The following is an 18,258-nucleotide window of genomic DNA, read 5'->3' as shown; positions in this document are numbered from 1 at the left end:
GGTGAAGCCATGAAACAGATGATCGTTCACTGCACGCAGCACATTACCCGAATGGCTCTTCTGGAGAACGGAAGGCTTGTGGAGTACGCGGCTGAGCGCGATCAGCAGCAAGGGCTGGTCGGAAGTTACTACAAAGGCCGTGTGATTAACGTACTTCCAGGTATGCAGGCTGCTTTTGTTGACATCGGACAGAAGAAGAATGCTTTTTTATATGTTGATGATGTATTGCACCCTCATTTGGATAAACAGCCGGATGTGAAGCCTTCTATTGAGACGCTTTTACAGCCTGGTCAGGATATTGTTGTACAAGTAAGAAAAGAGCCAAGTGGCGGTAAGGGGGCCCGTGTAACCACACATTATACATTGCCAGGTCGCTGGATGGTGTATATGCCTTTTGCTGATTATGTCGGGGTATCCAAAAAAATAAGTCGCGATGCAGAACGTAGCCGGCTCAAAGGAATCGGCGAACGTCTGCGCATGAAAGAAGAAGGGCTTATTATGCGGACTGTCTCTCAAGACGAGCCGCATGAAGCGGTGGAAGGTGATCTTTCATTTTTACGTGCACAATGGGATAACATTACACGTCGGGCGCAAACTGCAGAAGCTCCGGCACTGTTGCATCGTGATCTTAGTATTGTTCAGCGCTTCATTAGAGATGCATTTAATCCGCAGCGAGATCAGTTGATTATAGATTCTCCTGCCGCAGTTAAAGAAGCCACGGCATTTCTGGATGACATGGCACCTGATGGGTACAAGCCTGTAAGTTTATATAATGGATCGGAGTCCATTTTTACAGCGTATGGAATTCAGGAACAGCTGCACAAAAGCTTCAGTCGCAAGATCACACTGGAGGGCGGAGCAACAATGATCTGGGATGAAACGGAGGCGCTCACCGTTATTGACGTTAACACTGCGCAATACATTGGAGGAGCATCGCTTGAAGAGACGGTGACGAATACTAATATGCTTGCAGCTGAGGAAATTGGTCGTTTGATCCGTTTGCGAGATACGGGCGGAATCATTATTGTCGATTTTATTGACATGGAGGAAGAAATACACCGTAAAATGGTTACTGAACGGCTGGAGAAGGTGATCTGCAAGGATCGAACCAAAACACATATTCTCGGTTGGACAAGACTTGGACTCCTCGAGATGACCCGGAAGAAGGCAAGACATGATTCAGCCAGCTTCGCACCTATCCTTTGTCAGTGCTGCGGAGGGACTGGGAAAGTTGGAGAATGGATGGAATGAGTTGACGATAGGCGATAAGTATGATAATATCTTCAAGTATGTGTTTGATTCATTCGGTCCTGCACATGCTGTAACCGCTCCGATCGGGTACATAAGTGCAGTTCCCACGGGAATCTGCCACCTAGACTAGGCGAGTCTGAGACATGAGGAGGTGCAAGTAAAATGTATGCAATTATCGAAACTGGCGGTAAACAATACAAAGTCCAAGAGGGCGATGTTTTGTTCATTGAGAAGTTGGAAGCTGAAGACGGCGCAAGTGTAACTTTTGACCGTGTATTGGCTGTTTCTAACGAAGGTGGTCTGACTGCAGGAACTCCGCTCGTAAGCGGCGCGTCTGTAACAGCTAAAGTCGAGAAACATGGTAAAGGCGCTAAGGTTGTAGTTTACAAATACAAACCTAAGAAGAACTACCACAAGAAACAAGGCCATCGTCAACCGTACACGAAAGTAACTATCGAGAAGATTCAAGCGTAAGAAGGTGCGTGAATGATTAACGTACGGATTACACGATCTTCGGATCTAGGGACTATCGTTGGCTTTGAGGTAAAAGGGCACGCGGGTTATGCAAAGCGTGGCGAAGATATCGTATGTGCCGGAGTTTCGGCCGTAACGGTTGGAACCGTCAATTCGATTGAGACATTGACCGGAATCTCCATGGATACATCCATGAAGAACGGATTCCTAAATGGAACATTAAGTTCCATTGATGATTTCGATACTTCCGCGAAGGTGCAATTGTTGCTTGAATCCATGGTCGTGATGCTAAATGATATCGCAGAATCATACGGAAAGTATCTTCAAATAGAGCAAGTAAATATTTAAAGAAGGAGGTTGACAACATGTTGAAATTGAATCTTCAATTGTTCGCATCGAAAAAAGGTGTAGGTTCCACAAAAAACGGACGGGATTCCCATTCCAAACGTCTTGGCGTGAAACGTGCTGACGGTCAAGCAGTAACCGGCGGTAACATCTTGGTTCGTCAACGCGGAACAAAAATTCACCCAGGCACTAACGTAGGCATCGGTAAAGATGATACGTTGTTCGCATTGGTGGATGGCGTAGTGAAGTTCGAACGTTGGGGCCGCGATCGCAAAAAAGTGAGCGTATACCCAGTTGATGTCGCTCCGGTAGCAGCGGCACTGGAAGCGTAAGCTTACGGAACCATATTTGCATGTAGAAGCCTCCGGCATGAGTGCCGGAGGCTTTTTTGTAGAATATTCAGAATCGTTTGTGAAACCTCTTTGAGCACTTTAGAAACATACCTTCAGAGTTTTAAGAAAGCATGAACATCCTTAAACATATGTAAAATACTCATGGTTATCTCTGGTGAACTACAGGGAACTGCTGTGTTATACTAGGAAATGGTAATTGATGAGGTAATATTCTAAACAAAGTCATGAATTTTGCGAACTGAGGGACGGGGAGAAAGAATGAAATCCTGGAAAAGTGCAATCTGGGCAGTCATGTTATCCGTAATGCTTCCTTTAGGACTCGTGTATTGGCATACCTCCCTTTTGACGTGTCTGTTGCTTGGAATTTGGGTAGCGGTAATAGTTGCCTTTAGTTTCATTTGGAATCAGCGTCATTGGGAACGGGAACTGCGCATACAAGAGAACACTCTGCAACAGGCGGCGATTCGGACACTGAATCATCATCGTCATGATTGGATGAACGATTTGCAGATTCTTTATGGATATATTCAGCTTGGAAAACCTGATAAATCCGTGGAGTGTGTGGAAAGAATAAAGGAACGCATAGCGCTTGATAGTCGTATCGCTAAGCTGGGCATTCCTTCATTGGTCTTTTTTATCCAATCTTTCCGAACTTACCGGACTAGTCTGGAACTGGAAGTTCAAGTGGAGGAAGGATTGCAGCTGGAGGACAAGCTAAACCGGGAAGCAGGAGATGAGCTGACTTCAGTGATTATGCAGACCGTACGGGCTTATCAATATAACGGACTGGCTCCCCAGGGAGAAACGCGCAAGCTGCGTCTTGGCTTTATTCAGGATGGAGGAGACATTCTTATCTCCTTCGAAGGTGAGGGAGAGCATGGCAATCCCGAGCAGCTCAAAGGGCAAATTTATAATATAGTACAAGGAAAAATCATGAAAGCGGAGCAGTTTAAGCCTAGTAAGGCTTATGTAGAACTGCGGTTGCCGCTTGAAATGTGAGGAAGGTGAACATTAATGTTCGTAGATAAAGCTAAGATTTATGTTAAGGGCGGAGACGGCGGGGATGGTATCGTTGCGTTTCGTCGGGAAAAGTATGTACCGGATGGTGGTCCAGCAGGTGGTGACGGTGGCCGTGGTGGCGACGTTATCTTCCGCGTAGATGAGGGCTTGCGTACGCTGATGGATTTCCGTTATCAGCGCCATTTTAAAGCGGACAAAGGGATTAAAGGACGTAACAGAAGTCAGCATGGGGCGAACGCTGATCATATGATCGTGCGGATTCCACCTGGAACCATATTAATTGACGATGATACACAAGAGATCATCGCCGATTTGACTCGTCATGGTCAGCAAGTTGTTGTTGCCCGTGGGGGTCGTGGGGGTCGTGGGAATTCTCGTTTTGCCACAGCAGCTAATAAGGCTCCAGAGCTAGCAGAGAACGGCGAAGAGGGTCAAGAGCGGTATATTGTTATGGAACTTAAGGTTATGGCTGATGTGGGACTTGTAGGCTTCCCGAGTGTAGGCAAATCTACGCTACTGTCGGTCGTATCCGCAGCTCAACCAAAGATTGGTGCATACCATTTCACTACGATTACACCGAACTTAGGAGTAGTAGATGTTGGGGATGGACGAAGCTTTGTAATGGCGGATCTGCCAGGGTTAATTGAGGGAGCTAGTGAAGGCATAGGGCTTGGTCATGAATTCCTACGTCACGTTGAACGTACACGGATCATTATTCACGTAGTGGATATGTCTGGTTCAGAGGGGCGTGATCCCTTCGAGGATTGGGTTCTCATTAATGACGAGCTGAAGCAATATAATGCGGCTCTAATTGATCGTCCTCAGATCGTGGCTGCAAATAAAATGGATATGCCAGCGTCAGAGGAGAATCTCATCGCTTTCCGAGAACGCGTAGCTGAGGTGCGTCCGGATCTTGAGATTATGCCAATCTCCTCGCTTACTCGTCAGGGTGTTCAGGAACTGTTATATCGTGCAACGGATATTCTTGATAGTATTCCGGTGGCACCGGTAGTTGAAGACGTATCAGGTACAACTGAACGTAAGGTTTATAAGCTAGAAGCGGAAGATGATAACTCATTCACGATTACACGTGATAATGAAACATATGTGGTCAACAGCCCTCGTATCGAGAAAATGTTGAAACGTATGCAGCTTAGCACACATGATGCGATTCTAAAGCTCGCCCGGACTTTGCGGCATATGGGTGTAGATGCAGAGCTTCGTAAACGTGGAGCTGTAGAGGGGACTATTGTCCGTATTGGTGAGTTCGAATTCGAGTTCGTAGAGAGTAGTAGTTACTATTAATATTTAGCTGATTACAAAGCGCGACTTGTGTTCTCCTGTAAAGGAAGACACAAGTGGCGTTTTTTTTATTTCCGTACAGAGCATTTTTTTTTCAAGAAAAGAACCCAAAACACGATATATATCGTATACAATAAATATCGAAATACACTTATTCCCAACCGGGAACACATACGTTATTCGTATATCATAGATGATGAAAGAAGGAATAGCAGATGGCAATTATAGAAGTGGTGAAGTACGACGGTCCTCCAGGGATTTTCGCATGGAAATATCCTAACCAAGAGCTAGGAACATGGACTCAGCTAATCGTTAATGAATCTCAGGAAGCGATCCTGTTTAAAGGAGGACAGGCGCTTGATTCCTTTTCGGCAGGAAGACATACCCTAAGCACCGCCAATATACCAATTTTATCTAATATCGTTAATCTCCCTTTCGGCGGGAAGTCACCATTTACAGCAGAAGTATGGTATGTGAACAAGACTAACTCGATGAATGTTAAATGGGGAACAAGCGCACCTTTACAACTCCAAGATCCTAAATATAAAATTATGATTTCTGTTCGTTCCTTCGGACAGTTTGGTGTAAAGGTCGATAATCCGCGTAAATTTTTATTGCAGCTCGTTGGAACGCTTCCTCAGTTTGATCACGATACGCTGGTTAATTATTTCCGGGGCTTGCTTATGTCGAATATAAATGAACTGATCTCATCCTACCTTGTACATAAGCAAATCAGTATTCTGGAGATTAATGCTTATGTTGCAGAGATCTCAAAGCATATCCAGGGGCGGTTAGCATCGACTTTTCTGGATAATGGTCTTGAGCTGAATAACTTCTATATTGATTCGATCAATATTCCTGATGATGATCCGGCAACGATTCGATTAAAGGAAGCTTTAGCTAAAAAAGCAGAAATGGATATTATCGGTTTCAATTACCAGCAAGAGCGGGGCTTTAACACGATGGAGAAAGCAGCCGGCAATCCTGGCAATCTTGGTGTAGGTATGATGAACACTGGGATGGGACTTGGGCTTGGAATGGGATTCGCTGGTCCGGCTATGGATATGGTAAACCGTATGACCCGAGGGATGAGTTTTGATTCAGGGACAACAGTTGTACGTCAAGAACGCTCCTGTTCGAAGTGTGGGGTTATGAATCCTGTAGAGGGAAGGTTCTGCAGCGGCTGTGGGCATGCTCTGGAGAGCATTCAGCAAAGTACGCCGTCCGGAAATAAGATCAATTGTTTGGAGTGTGGACATGAACTGAAACCTGGAGCCAAGTTCTGTCCTGGCTGTGGTAATCCTTATCGAGCTTGTCCAACCTGTGGAGCGGATAATCCTGAGGGTGCTTCTTCCTGTGTCTCTTGTGGAAAAGAAATGCCTAAGGCCTGTGGCAAATGTGGAGAAATGGTATCGCCAGGGGTAAAATTCTGTCCTCATTGTGGAGACAGCTTGGTTATTAAATGCGGAGGCTGTGGGCATGAGCTGAAGCCTGGACAGAAATTCTGTGCTGAGTGTGGAACTAAGGCAGGCTGAAGGAGGACGTAATGAACAAGGGTAAAAGCTATATTCGTATCATCACCATTATTTATGTTGCTGCTATAATACTAACGGTGTTCTCCTTTATAGGATTAGGCTTCTCTGAATCCCTGTTTCGATTCGTGACTTCGCTAGTTGCTGTTCTGCTGGCGGAGAGTGTGGTGTATGGCTATTGTATTTTTTGGCTCCGTAGTGCAGGTAGTGTTCAGAGAACCTCACCCGTTCTTCTCAGTGGTGCATTCATCACGGGAATCTATGCGGCTGTCGTATTCGTATCAGCTATTGTTTTTGATTGGCTGCTGGAGATGTCTCCTTTGTGGTATGCTGCCGTGCAACTGCTGATTCTTTTGATTGGTGGAATCACACTGGCTGTGATCGGGATCTATGGATGGAATGCAGGAACAGAAGAACAGCAACTGCGGAGATCCTTACAAGCATTTCGGCAGCATCAGAGTGAAATAAACGAGATCAGAGCGCTGGCAAGCAGCTGGAAGGATCCCGAATCTGAAACGCTTGTGAAGATGCTCAATAAGTTGCAAGATCAATTTAAGTTCAGCGATCCTGTTTCAGATTCATCTTTATATGCTACTGAGGATATCATGCATCAGCAGATCTCCCTGTTGCATGATCATGTGAAGCTGCTGCTCATGACAAATGAGCCACATGAGAACTGGCAAGCTGAAATCAACGAAATGGCCGACAGTATTAAAGCTACTCTAGAGCGGCGAAATCGGGAATTAGCGGCACTTAAATAGGAGGAAAATAACTACATGAACAGATTGAACATACAAGAGCCGTCACCGAACCCAGCGGGGAGTGCAGCGGTTCCTCTGATTAAATTAGATCGGACTGGGTTTGATTATGTCATTCTAGCGGCAGCTTATTTATTCATGCCCATTGGACTCGTCCTTGCATTGTTACGGTTGATGCTGACCCATTATAAAAATTACCGGAGGCCCACCAATCTAAATCTGCTCATGCATGTATTTATCGGAGGATTTGTTGAGCTCTCTATTGCAATGTTTGTGGATACCATGAGTGGAAACACTGGAACTTCCGAATTATTAACGATCCAGATTTTCCTTGCAGTCATATTTTTGATTCCGGCTTTTATTCTTGCGAGTGTGACAGCAAAAGCTAAATATACACTTTCTAAACTTAACACTTCTTATATAGAGCTGATTCAAAATAAAAATATCCGATATGTCGGCAGTATAGCAGAACGGATAGGTATAAGCGAAAGTGATGTACGGAGGGATGTCCAGTATCTAAAGAATAAAGGATTACTAGATATTGATATTGTCCTTTCGGAGGGGCGCCAGACGCCAGATCCATCCATGACAGCACCTAATCTTGTTCATCCTGGAAGGCCATCAGGCTTCGGAGCCCAAGCCTCGGGACAGCAGGTTCATACTCAACCTCAGTCCTCGCCGCAACTGCCTAAGTCCATTCGTTGTCCGGGCTGCGGAGCACAGAACACGGTTCAGCCTAGTCAGTCCAAGAGCTGTGATTATTGTGGAACAATGATATCGTATAGTTAATGCCGTCAACCAACAGATTAGCTGCATCGCATATAGGATTACATAAATAAGGGGATTAAAGACAAAATGAGTGGATTGGATATACGCAGACAGCCGCCGACATCGGGAAAGCCCGTGTATAAGCATGAATATGAGCGGACGGCGTTTGATTATACGACTATTGTGTTTGCGTATATATTTGCTCCGGTTGGCTTTATATTGGCTGCCATTCGGTTATTATCTACACATTCCAAGAGACAGCGCAAAGCAAGCAATATTAACCTGTTTTATCATGCGTGTATGGGTGCCTTTGTAGAATTGGCGATCTATTTCATTATTAGTAAGCTACTCGGTCAAATCGATTATGTCGCACTCTTGATCAGGCTGGTGATTATCTACGCATTGTTTAGGATTCCTGCCATCAAATTGTCGGTTAGGGCCGTAGGATGGAGAGAGGGATTCACCTATCTTTGCAATGACTATATCGCATTGGTTCTTGTGGACGGCATAAGGCATATCGGCAGCCTATCCGATATTCGCGGATTCAGTGAAGAGAACGTCCGCGAGGTTTTGGAATATTTAAAAGATCAGGGAGTACTTTCTCCAGATATTGTTTATTATGAAGGACGTGTAGACAATCCATTTGTAAAATTGCCGCCGAAGCTTATTTATTCCAAACGGGCACAAGCACTGGTGCGTGCTCCTGAGAATAACCTTCGCTACCGTAACAAGCGAGACCGGACAGTGTTTGATCGAATCATCATGGCGATTGCCTATTTGTTTGCTCCGCTTGGGTTTGTACTTGCGATGCTTCGTTTTGTAAGCACTCATTATAAGAATGAGCGGAAATCATTTAACTACAAATTGCTCTATCATGTATGTATGGGAGCTTTTATGGAACTTGCCGTCCTCTTCGCCGTGGGGACCTACAAAGGGGATTTTAAGTGGTTCACTTTATTGATCATTCTGGTGGTCCTCTACTTGATCTTTATAATTCCGGCGGACAGCTTTGCAGGGAGGGCTACCTTCGCAACAGAAAACTTTGATTTTCTGTGCAAGAAGTATCTCATGCTGATCATAGTGGATGATGTTAGACATATTGGTAATTTAGCTGATATCACGAAACAAAGTGAAGATGATGTACGTAGAGACCTACGGTATTTGGTGAGATGGGGGTTACTTGCTTCTGATCTTGTCTATTATGAAGGACGTGTTAAGCTCTTAGATAAACAACCGCCCAATCTTGTGCATCCTGACCGGGCACAGCCCTCCGCGGCATCAGAGAACCAGCCATCATCTGGGCGGCAGTCATTACCGGAGAATAGGCCTAAGCCACCTGTCCAACTGCCGAAATCCATCGTTTGTTCGAGTTGCGGTGCTAAGAGTAGAGTACTTCCTGGGCAGGATAAAATCTGTGACTATTGCGGGACGACGATTCCATACAGTTAGTGTACATACGATTGTCTGCTGCCCCCGGGAATCCGGGGGTTTTGCTGCACCGAACTCCCCGACCTCAGAGTATACATATAAAGTTATTGCATTTTATAAGTCTTTTCCGATATAATGTCCACTAAGAAAACACAAAAGTCTTTGAGGTGAGGACGTTCGTGAAAGAACGCTATTATTTGGTCCGTGAGGACATATTACCTGATGCCGTACTTAAGACAATGCAGGTCAAACAATTGCTTGAGGCCGGGGATGCGAAGACCGTACATGAGGGTGTAGAACAGGTAGGATTAAGCCGAAGTGCTTTTTATAAATACAAGGATGGCATTCACCTGATCCATCAGCTCGAACGTGAGCGAATTGTTACGATCTCCATGGATTTGGAACATGAATCTGGGATGCTCTCCAAGGTTCTAGGATCTGTGGCGGGACATGGGGCTAACGTGCTGACGATTCACCAGAGTATTCCGCTACAAGGACGAGCGAATGTGGTGATTTCCGTGGAAATCTCACATTTGAATGAGGAGCTCGGAGAGATGCTTGATAGTCTGAAGAATATTCCGGGAGTGAAGCGCGCCCTAATCGTTGGACAGGGATAGAGAAGTTATATACGTAAAACTTTTAGGAGGATACAGATGAAGCCGGTTAAAGTAGGGTTGCTGGGTCTGGGAACAGTTGGTACAGGTGTAGTTCGTATCGTGGAAGGAAATCAAGAGGATTTGAGCAGTCAAGTAGGCTCTCCAATACTCATTGAGCGCATAGCGGTGAATAATTCCAATAAGCCACGTGATATTGAGGTTGACCCTGCCAAAATAACAACAGATCCATGGGATGTTATTCGTGATCCTGAAATTGATGTAATCGTTGAAGTGATGGGTGGTGTCGATGGAACAAAGGAATATATTCTTGAAGCTTTGGACCGCGGTAAGCATGTCGTAACTGCGAACAAGGATTTGATGGCGCTGCACGGTTCGGAGATTCTGGCTAAGGCGCAAGAGAAGCAATGTGATGTCTTTTATGAGGCTAGCGTTGCGGGTGGCATTCCGATTATTCGGACGCTTATCGAAGGCTTTTCTTCAGATAAGATCATGAAGATTATTGGAATTGTAAATGGAACAACTAATTACATACTAACCAAAATGAGTCAAGAAGGCGCATCCTACAATGATGTGTTAAAAGAAGCGCAGGATCTAGGATATGCAGAGGCCGATCCAACTTCCGATGTTGAAGGTCTGGATGCTGCCCGCAAAATGGCGATTCTCGGAACCTTAGGCTTCCGCACTAACGTGGAGCTACATGATGTAAGTGTGAGCGGGATTTCAAAAGTGAGTAAAGCCGATATTGCTTTTGCGAAGCGTCTCGGATATGAAATCAAGCTTCTGGGTATCGCTGAACGTCAGGATGAGGAATTTAGTATCAGTGTTCAACCGACCTTGATTCGAACAAGTCATCCGCTTGCATCCGTAAATGGTGTCTTCAATGCAGTTTATGTTTATGGTGAAGCGGTAGGAGAAACGATGTTCTATGGTGCGGGCGCGGGTGCAATGCCAACAGCAACTTCGATAGTAGCTGACTTGGTAGCCATTATTAAGAACCTCAAGCTGGGTGTTAATGGATTGAAGCAAAAAGTACCTTATAAGCAGAAGAAGCTTAAGAGTGATGAGGATATCTTTTATAAAAACTTCCTACTTTTACACGTTGATGATAAAGCAGGTGTATTGGCCAAGATTACTCAGGTGTTTGCCGAGTATGATGTGAGTCTTGATTCGGTAGTTCAACAAGCCAATCCAAATAATCCTGATGCGGAGATTATTATTGTTACCCATAACGCCAGCAAAGCAAGTATGAATAAAGTGCTGCGCCACTTTAAGGAACTGAAAGTCATCCACCGGATCAAGAGTCATTATCGTGTGGAAGGTTAGCACTGTAGATGGACTATACTTTCTATATTTAAACAATGAGTAAGGAGATTGCACCTGTTATGAGTACTTATGGAGTAGCAAGGGTTAAAGTACCTGCTAGTACTGCCAATCTTGGTCCGGGCTTCGATACTCTTGGCATGGCATTGCCGCTGTATGCCTGGATTGAGATGGAGGAAGCAGAGGAGACAGTTTTTCATCTATATGGTGACGAGATGAAGGGAGTGGCTCGGGATAAGAGTAATTTACTCTATAAGGTCGCTCAAATGGTATTTGCAGAGGCTGGCGTTACGGTGCCTGAAATATCTATTTCGATGTACTCTGAGATTCCGCTTACGCGTGGACTCGGCAGCAGTGCCTCGGCCATCATTGGGGGCATGGTCGCAGCTAATACGATGATCGGCTCTCCGCTCGATGATGCGAAGCTGTTTGATATGGCTACCCAGCTTGAGAAGCATCCTGACAATGTAGGAGCTTCCTTATTTGGTGGCATCATTACCGCAGTGTGGGACGGTGATCATGCGGATTACGTTCGCCTTGATCCACCTCAAGACCTTGAGGTTCTCGTGGTTATTCCTGAATTCGAGCTGGAAACCACAAAAGCACGGGGAGTGCTTCCAACAGAAATCTCAGTTAGTGATGCTGTGTACAACATCAGTAGAACCTCTTTAATGACGGCATCGTTTGCATCAGGTCGGCTTGACCTGATCAGTAGAGCGATGCAGGATCGTTTGCATCAACCTTATCGGGCAGCGCTTATTCCAGGCATGGAGAAGCTGCTCGCAGAAGCACCTAAACATGGTGCTTTAGGGATCGCACTTAGCGGTGCCGGCCCTACGCTACTGTGTTTAGTTGATCGCCGTGAGACTCGTAAGAGTGAGCTTGAGGCTTTCCTGAAGAATACGATGCAAGAACACGGCATCTCTGCTAAGACTTGCTGGCTGATGCCTTGTACTTCAGGTGTTACATCAGAGCTGCTTAAAAGAAACGAGATGCAAAACGTATCATTTTTGGATATGATAAAAGGAGAAGTACGGTCATGAAATCAATAGCGGTATTGCCGCAGGGCTCAGTATCTCACGAAGCGCTGCTGCATTTGTTTAACGGTGAGCCTGTAAAAATTGTGCATCACAAGTTAATTTCCGATGTCTTTCTCTCTACGGATGGTGGAGCCACTGATTACAGCGTTATCCCGATTGAGAATACTATTGAAGGTTCGGTTAGTCTCCATATTGATTGGCTTATTAATGAAGTTGATCTACCTATGCAGGCGGAATGGATCTTTCCATCGATACAGAATCTCATCGGTCACCCGCTGGAATTCAGAGATACGAACGGTAATAAGGATTTCACTAAAGTGAAAAAAATCCTTTCGCATCCTGTTGCAATGGCACAGTGTATGCAATTTGTTCGGAAGCATGCACCTTGGGCTGAACTGGAGTCGGTCGGAAGTACCTCTGAAGCTGTTGAAATCGTTAAGAACAATCCTGGAAAGGGTTGGGCTGCGATCGGTACTGCGCTTGGTGCAGCTACTCATGGACTGGAGATTGTTGATCGGAAAGTTACAGATCACAACAACAACTACACAAGATTTGTCCTTGTCGGTCCGCAGAAGGTAGATCTTCCACGGAGCAGCAATGGTGTAAAGACGAGTGTCCTAGTAACGCTGCCTGAGGATTTTCCAGGTGCTTTGCATCAGGTTCTCGCTGCCTTTTCTTGGCGAAAGCTGAATTTATCGCGTATTGAATCACGACCAACGAAAAAAAAGCTGGGTACTTATTATTTTTATATTGATGTGCTGGAACCGATAGAATCGGTCCTGCTGCCAGGGGCTATTGAAGAGATTAATGCTTTAGGCTGCCAGGTACGGATTCTGGGCTCGTATCCCACATACACCTATGAGGAAGAGAAAGCGGAGGTGCAGTAAATTCATGGCTGAACAATGGATCTATCTGGATGGACAACACGTAACTAAGGAAAATGCAAAGGTATCCGTTTTTGATCACGGTTTTTTGTATGGAGACGGCATATTTGAAGGTATTCGTATTTACAATGGCAATATTTTTAAATGTAAAGAGCATTTGGACAGACTTTATGATTCGGCGAAGTCGATCATGCTGGACATTCCGCTCACTTATGACGAGATGCTGGAAGCTATGGCTGAAACGATTCGACTTAACGACATGCGTAACGGCTATATTCGACTGATCGTATCCCGTGGTCCTGGTAACTTGGGTCTTGATCCACGCCGTTGCCCTAAAGCCAGCGTAATCATTATCGTTGAACAATTAGCTATTTACCCAGAGCAAGCGTACATTAATGGGCTTCGTGCTGTTTCTGTATCCCAACGCCGTAATATTCCGGATGCACTGAATCCGAAGATTAAATCGCTTAACTATCTCAATAATATCCTAGTGAAAATTCAGTCCAATCTGGCAGAAGCCGATGAAGCGATTATGATGAACGCTCAAGGATATGTTACTGAAGGATCTGGCGATAATATTTTCATCATCAAAAATGGCGTGGTCACCACTCCACCTTGCTATCTGGGTGCGCTCGAAGGAATCACACGTCAGGCTATCATCGAGCTATGCGAGAAATTGGGTATTAAACTGAAAGAAGAACCATTCAGCATGCATGATGTTTACATCGCCGACGAGGTATTCTTCACTGGAACGGCAGCAGAGGTTATTGCAGCGCGTGAAATTGACGGACGCATCATCGGAGAAGGACATGCAGGTCCAATAACGTTGAAGCTTCTTGAAGAATTCCGCAATGTTGTTGACAAAGATGGCTACAAGGTTTGGGAATAACAGTTACTCGTACAATATGCTCTTTTACATGCTTGTCGTGTAAAAAGTGTTAAATAGGCATTAATAATCCTTTCATGATACATGAAGAAGATGTCCGGAAGTCTACGGTAGATCTTTTCATGATACATGAAAGGATTTTTTTTATTTCAGGGATGTCATTCGCCCATGGGCTGCATAAGATGTAGTAACGAAGGAGGCGGCTGTACCGCATATAACTTTGTAAGAGAGCAATGTTCTATCCAAAGGGTGTTTGCTTTCAAAGCCAGTTTTGCTGTGTAGCTGTAAGAAAGCAATACTCCACAAAACTTTTAGGAGGTTAATGCTACGTGAAAATACACATTGTCAAACAAGGCGATAGTCTGTATGCATTATCGCAAAAGTACGGAGTGCCGTTACAAAAAATTATTGAAGCTAATCCACAGATCAGTAATCCGAATGTGCTGGCACTTGGTGAAAAAGTAAAAATACCTACGGCTCCTGTATCCGTACCGGATAACAGTGAAGTTTACTACAAGCATACAGTTAAACAAGGAGATACCTTATGGAAATTATCTAAGGCGTGGGGAATCCCCTTAAAGGATATGGTTGAAGCAAACCCTCAGCTAAAGAATCCGAATGTATTGATGTTAGGGGAAATAGTTAACATTCCTAAAAAGACATCAAACGCTTCGCCCGTACAGCCAGGCTACATGCCTTCTAATGCTTCTGAGAAAACACAAGTTGGTGGGAAGGAATATACGGGTCCAAAAGAACAGCCAGTTGCTGAGGTGGTTCCTGCACCAAAACCGGAAACTAAACCAGAGGTTAAACCAGAAACTAAACCGGAAGCAAAAGCAGAAACTAAACCTGAGGCAAAAGCAGAAACTAAACCTGCACCTAAACCAATGCCAAAAATCGCACCTGAATCCAATTCAGCACCACATCCATCGGTAAATATAGCTCCAATTAATGCACCGAACCCTGCGCCAAATATGCAAATGGAAGTTGCTCCTGTGCAAGAAATTGAAATGCAGAGCTTGTTTGTTCAGATTACAGTACCAAATCAAGAGCCAGTAGCACAACATGAGGCGTCAAAAGCTGAGATGAAGCCAGTGGCTTGCAAAGAGGAAAAGGCGAATTCTTGTGACAGTATGGGATATCCAGGTCTAGGTGGAAATCCTTATCTCTATGATTCTTATCAAAATAACCCTAATATGAATATGAACTGGGCACCAAGTTATGTTCAGCCAGCGGCATTTGGACCAGAGTGCATGTCTCCATACTACTTTTCAGAAAACATGTATTCACCTAATATGAGTCCAGAACAATGGAATCCGAACGCTGCGCCTAACGTGAGTCCGGAACAATGGAATCCGAATGCTGCTCCTAACGTGAATCCGGAACAATGGAATCCGAATGCTGCGTCTAATGTAAGTCCGGAGCAATGGAATCCAAATGCTTGGCCTAATATGAGTCCGGAGCAATGGAATCCAAATGCTGCGCCTAATGTAAGTCCGGAACAATGGAATCCGAATGCTTGGTCTAATGTGAGTCCGGAACAATGGAATCCAAATGCTGCACCTAACAATATGGAGGCTAATGTTTCGGGGATGAACCCGATGTATGGGATGTCATCGAACCTTCCTTGGCCAACTACTTGTGGGTGCGGGGGAATGCATGTTCAACCCTATTCATATGAAATGCCCGTATATAATAACTATCCTGCATATGGTGACCCAAATGCATTCTCTGCTTATGGAGCAGGAGCACCTAATCAGGGAATAGTCCCAGCTTCTCCTCTTGGAGCTTTTGGCGGGCCGATAATGTCGAGTATTCCGTCTAATCCGCAGTATCCTGGTATAGGTAATTATTCGCAGCATAATCGGGTTCCGGAAATCCAAGATCCTGAAACGTTTGTACAGGACACTCCCGAAGTTGCTAGAACAGTGAGTGAGGAATCTAGCTCTGGTAGTTCGCTCAAGAGTAAGGGGAATGCAACGAAGGAAACGGCAGCAAAAGCAAAGACCTCAAGTCAAAATAGCAGCAAGAAGACCAAAACGGTTGTGAAATCTCAGCGTTCAAGTGCAGGTGGTCGTACAGAGAGTTCTAAGAAACGCAGAAATCCGTGGATTTCTAATTAATACAGTTTTAAACTAAAAGCCAATCTCTCTTTAACGTGCAGATTCTGATTATCAGAGTTTGCACGTTTTTTATGAGAAGAAATGAAGCAGATGTAAGAATGAGGCGAAAGTATTTTTTTGAATTTTTAAAATTTAGGGGTTGTTTTTAGAGTGGGTTATATGTTACATTATAAATCCAGTCGCAAAGAGGAGATATAAACTTTCGATTGGTGAATGTTAATCCAGATGAGATTACACAAGACTTTGAAAAAAAAGTATTGCAATTCATCGGAAAGCATGATATATTATAAGAGTTGCTGCTGAGACATTAAACGGCGCCAACGAGAACTTGATCTTTGAAAACTGAACAACGAGTGAGTAGGAAATCACGAAAGTGAAATCCAAAACTGATGAGTTTCACAGCGTACTTTACGCTTTTGAAATTTCATCGTGAGAATTAATTTTCTCGTCAGATGTTTCAAAATGAGCATATCGCTCTTTTCAATACTAATTGGAGAGTTTGATCCTGGCTCAGGACGAACGCTGGCGGCGTGCCTAATACATGCAAGTCGAGCGGAGTCATTTTGAAAGCTTGCTTTCAAAATGACTTAGCGGCGGACGGGTGAGTAACACGTAGGCAACCTGCCCCTTAGACTGGGATAACTACCGGAAACGGTAGCTAATACCGGATAATTTCTTTTTTTTCCTGAAGAAAGAATGAAAGACGGAGCAATCTGTCACTGAGGGATGGGCCTGCGGCGCATTAGCTAGTTGGTGGGGTAACGGCCCACCAAGGCGACGATGCGTAGCCGACCTGAGAGGGTGAACGGCCACACTGGGACTGAGACACGGCCCAGACTCCTACGGGAGGCAGCAGTAGGGAATCTTCCGCAATGGACGAAAGTCTGACGGAGCAACGCCGCGTGAGTGATGAAGGTTTTCGGATCGTAAAGCTCTGTTGCCAGGGAAGAACGTCCGGTAGAGTAACTGCTACCGGAGTGACGGTACCTGAGAAGAAAGCCCCGGCTAACTACGTGCCAGCAGCCGCGGTAATACGTAGGGGGCAAGCGTTGTCCGGAATTATTGGGCGTAAAGCGCGCGCAGGCGGTCATTTAAGTCTGGTGTTTAAACCTTGGGCTCAACCTAAGGTCGCACTGGAAACTGGGTGACTTGAGTACAGAAGAGGAAAGTGGAATTCCACGTGTAGCGGTGAAATGCGTAGATATGTGGAGGAACACCAGTGGCGAAGGCGACTTTCTGGGCTGTAACTGACGCTGAGGCGCGAAAGCGTGGGGAGCAAACAGGATTAGATACCCTGGTAGTCCACGCCGTAAACGATGAGTGCTAGGTGTTAGGGGTTTCGATACCCTTGGTGCCGAAGTTAACACAGTAAGCACTCCGCCTGGGGAGTACGGTCGCAAGACTGAAACTCAAAGGAATTGACGGGGACCCGCACAAGCAGTGGAGTATGTGGTTTAATTCGAAGCAACGCGAAGAACCTTACCAGGTCTTGACATCCCTCTGAATCCACTAGAGATAGTGGCGACCTTCGGGACAGAGGAGACAGGTGGTGCATGGTTGTCGTCAGCTCGTGTCGTGAGATGTTGGGTTAAGTCCCGCAACGAGCGCAACCCTTAACTTTAGTTGCCAGCAAGTAATGTTGGGCACTCTAGAGTGACTGCCGGTGACAAACCGGAGGAAGGTGGGGATGACGTCAAATCATCATGCCCCTTATGACCTGGGCTACACACGTACTACAATGGCCGGTACAACGGGAAGCGAAGCCGCGAGGTGGAGCCAATCCCATCAAAGCCGGTCTCAGTTCGGATTGCAGGCTGCAACTCGCCTGCATGAAGTCGGAATTGCTAGTAATCGCGGATCAGCATGCCGCGGTGAATACGTTCCCGGGTCTTGTACACACCGCCCGTCACACCACGAGAGTTTACAACACCCGAAGTCGGTGGGGTAACCCGCAAGGGAGCCAGCCGCCGAAGGTGGGGTAGATGATTGGGGTGAAGTCGTAACAAGGTAGCCGTATCGGAAGGTGCGGCTGGATCACCTCCTTTCTATGGAGAATCGTCTTCTGCAATGAAGACATTCAAATCGGAAGTTAAACTTCCAAAACTCACTCGTTGCTCAGTTTTGAGAGTTTAAGCTCTCAGTAAGACTTGATCCTTG

17 protein-coding genes, 1 rRNA gene and 1 other annotated feature are annotated in these 18,258 nt (G+C 45.4%); all 18 genes read left to right on the top strand.

What is annotated here, in order from left to right; genetic code table 11:
• Positions 1 to 9: 9 nt before the first annotated feature.
• The 18 genes from ACN6MV_RS24735 to ACN6MV_RS24650 all read left to right on the top strand — a co-directional run bounded on the left by ACN6MV_RS24735 (position 10) and on the right by ACN6MV_RS24650 (position 18,146).
• On the top strand, positions 10 to 1,251 hold the full coding sequence (locus ACN6MV_RS24735; protein ID WP_419886810.1) for an Rne/Rng family ribonuclease: 1,242 nt from the start codon (positions 10 to 12) through the stop codon (positions 1,249 to 1,251).
• Positions 1,232 to 1,381, top strand: a complete 150-nt coding sequence (locus ACN6MV_RS24730; protein WP_156114857.1) for a hypothetical protein — start codon at positions 1,232 to 1,234, stop codon at positions 1,379 to 1,381. The genes ACN6MV_RS24735 and ACN6MV_RS24730 overlap by 20 nt, the downstream gene beginning before the upstream one ends.
• Positions 1,314 to 1,399 (top strand) — a sequence feature (ribosomal protein L21 leader region). Its footprint overlaps the gene before it by 68 nt.
• Positions 1,400 to 1,413: 14 nt before the next feature.
• Positions 1,414 to 1,725 (top strand): 50S ribosomal protein L21, encoded by a 312-nt coding sequence (gene rplU, locus ACN6MV_RS24725; RefSeq protein ID WP_042130566.1) that lies wholly within the window; start codon positions 1,414 to 1,416, stop codon positions 1,723 to 1,725.
• Between the two features lie 12 nt (positions 1,726 to 1,737).
• Positions 1,738 to 2,073, top strand: a complete 336-nt coding sequence (locus ACN6MV_RS24720; RefSeq protein WP_076120423.1) for a ribosomal-processing cysteine protease Prp — start codon at positions 1,738 to 1,740, stop codon at positions 2,071 to 2,073.
• 17 nt (positions 2,074 to 2,090) lie between these two features.
• A complete protein-coding gene (gene rpmA, locus ACN6MV_RS24715) occupies positions 2,091 to 2,402 on the top strand; it encodes a 50S ribosomal protein L27 (protein ID WP_042130564.1) in 312 nt (103 codons plus the stop codon).
• A gap of 279 nt (positions 2,403 to 2,681) precedes the next feature.
• On the top strand, positions 2,682 to 3,422 hold the full coding sequence (locus ACN6MV_RS24710) for a Spo0B domain-containing protein (RefSeq protein ID WP_042130563.1): 741 nt from the start codon (positions 2,682 to 2,684) through the stop codon (positions 3,420 to 3,422).
• Between the two features lie 15 nt (positions 3,423 to 3,437).
• Positions 3,438 to 4,748 (top strand): GTPase ObgE, encoded by a 1,311-nt coding sequence (gene obgE / locus ACN6MV_RS24705; RefSeq protein WP_042130561.1) that lies wholly within the window; start codon positions 3,438 to 3,440, stop codon positions 4,746 to 4,748.
• Positions 4,749 to 4,960: 212 nt separating this feature from the next.
• Complete coding sequence (locus tag ACN6MV_RS24700) at positions 4,961 to 6,280, top strand: SPFH domain-containing protein (protein ID WP_076120420.1); 1,320 nt, start codon at positions 4,961 to 4,963, stop codon at positions 6,278 to 6,280.
• 11 nt (positions 6,281 to 6,291) lie between these two features.
• The gene (locus tag ACN6MV_RS24695) at positions 6,292 to 7,038 is read left to right on the top strand and encodes a hypothetical protein (RefSeq protein ID WP_042130557.1); all 747 of its coding nucleotides are present in this window, start codon (positions 6,292 to 6,294) and stop codon (positions 7,036 to 7,038) included.
• A 15-nt stretch (positions 7,039 to 7,053) separates the two neighbouring features.
• Positions 7,054 to 7,824, top strand: coding sequence for a DeoR family transcriptional regulator (locus ACN6MV_RS24690; protein ID WP_042130556.1), 771 nt, complete (start codon positions 7,054 to 7,056; stop codon positions 7,822 to 7,824).
• A 66-nt stretch (positions 7,825 to 7,890) separates the two neighbouring features.
• Complete coding sequence (locus tag ACN6MV_RS24685) at positions 7,891 to 9,252, top strand: hypothetical protein (RefSeq protein WP_339287786.1); 1,362 nt, start codon at positions 7,891 to 7,893, stop codon at positions 9,250 to 9,252.
• A gap of 158 nt (positions 9,253 to 9,410) precedes the next feature.
• Complete coding sequence (locus tag ACN6MV_RS24680; RefSeq protein WP_042130552.1) at positions 9,411 to 9,848, top strand: ACT domain-containing protein; 438 nt, start codon at positions 9,411 to 9,413, stop codon at positions 9,846 to 9,848.
• 36 nt (positions 9,849 to 9,884) lie between these two features.
• Entirely contained in the window at positions 9,885 to 11,171 is a 1,287-nt protein-coding gene (locus tag ACN6MV_RS24675; protein WP_042130551.1) for a homoserine dehydrogenase, read from the top strand.
• Between the two features lie 59 nt (positions 11,172 to 11,230).
• A complete protein-coding gene (gene thrB / locus ACN6MV_RS24670; RefSeq protein ID WP_419885058.1) occupies positions 11,231 to 12,211 on the top strand; it encodes a homoserine kinase in 981 nt (326 codons plus the stop codon).
• The gene (pheA, locus tag ACN6MV_RS24665; protein WP_042130547.1) at positions 12,208 to 13,095 is read left to right on the top strand and encodes a prephenate dehydratase; all 888 of its coding nucleotides are present in this window, start codon (positions 12,208 to 12,210) and stop codon (positions 13,093 to 13,095) included. The genes thrB and pheA overlap by 4 nt, the downstream gene beginning before the upstream one ends.
• A 4-nt stretch (positions 13,096 to 13,099) precedes the next feature.
• Positions 13,100 to 13,981, top strand: coding sequence for a branched-chain-amino-acid transaminase (gene ilvE, locus ACN6MV_RS24660; RefSeq protein WP_042130546.1), 882 nt, complete (start codon positions 13,100 to 13,102; stop codon positions 13,979 to 13,981).
• Positions 13,982 to 14,307: 326 nt separating this feature from the next.
• The gene (locus tag ACN6MV_RS24655) at positions 14,308 to 16,101 is read left to right on the top strand and encodes a LysM peptidoglycan-binding domain-containing protein (protein ID WP_419885057.1); all 1,794 of its coding nucleotides are present in this window, start codon (positions 14,308 to 14,310) and stop codon (positions 16,099 to 16,101) included.
• A 487-nt stretch (positions 16,102 to 16,588) separates the two neighbouring features.
• A 16S ribosomal RNA gene (locus tag ACN6MV_RS24650) occupies positions 16,589 to 18,146 on the top strand.
• Positions 18,147 to 18,258 lie beyond the last annotated feature (112 nt).

It is taken from the genome of Paenibacillus sp. B-A-8 (assembly GCF_048572915.1).
GTDB lineage: Bacteria > Bacillota > Bacilli > Paenibacillales > Paenibacillaceae > Paenibacillus_AQ.
The sequence above is the reverse complement of the archived record's forward strand: the minus strand, read 5'-3'. Positions and strand labels throughout refer to the sequence as shown.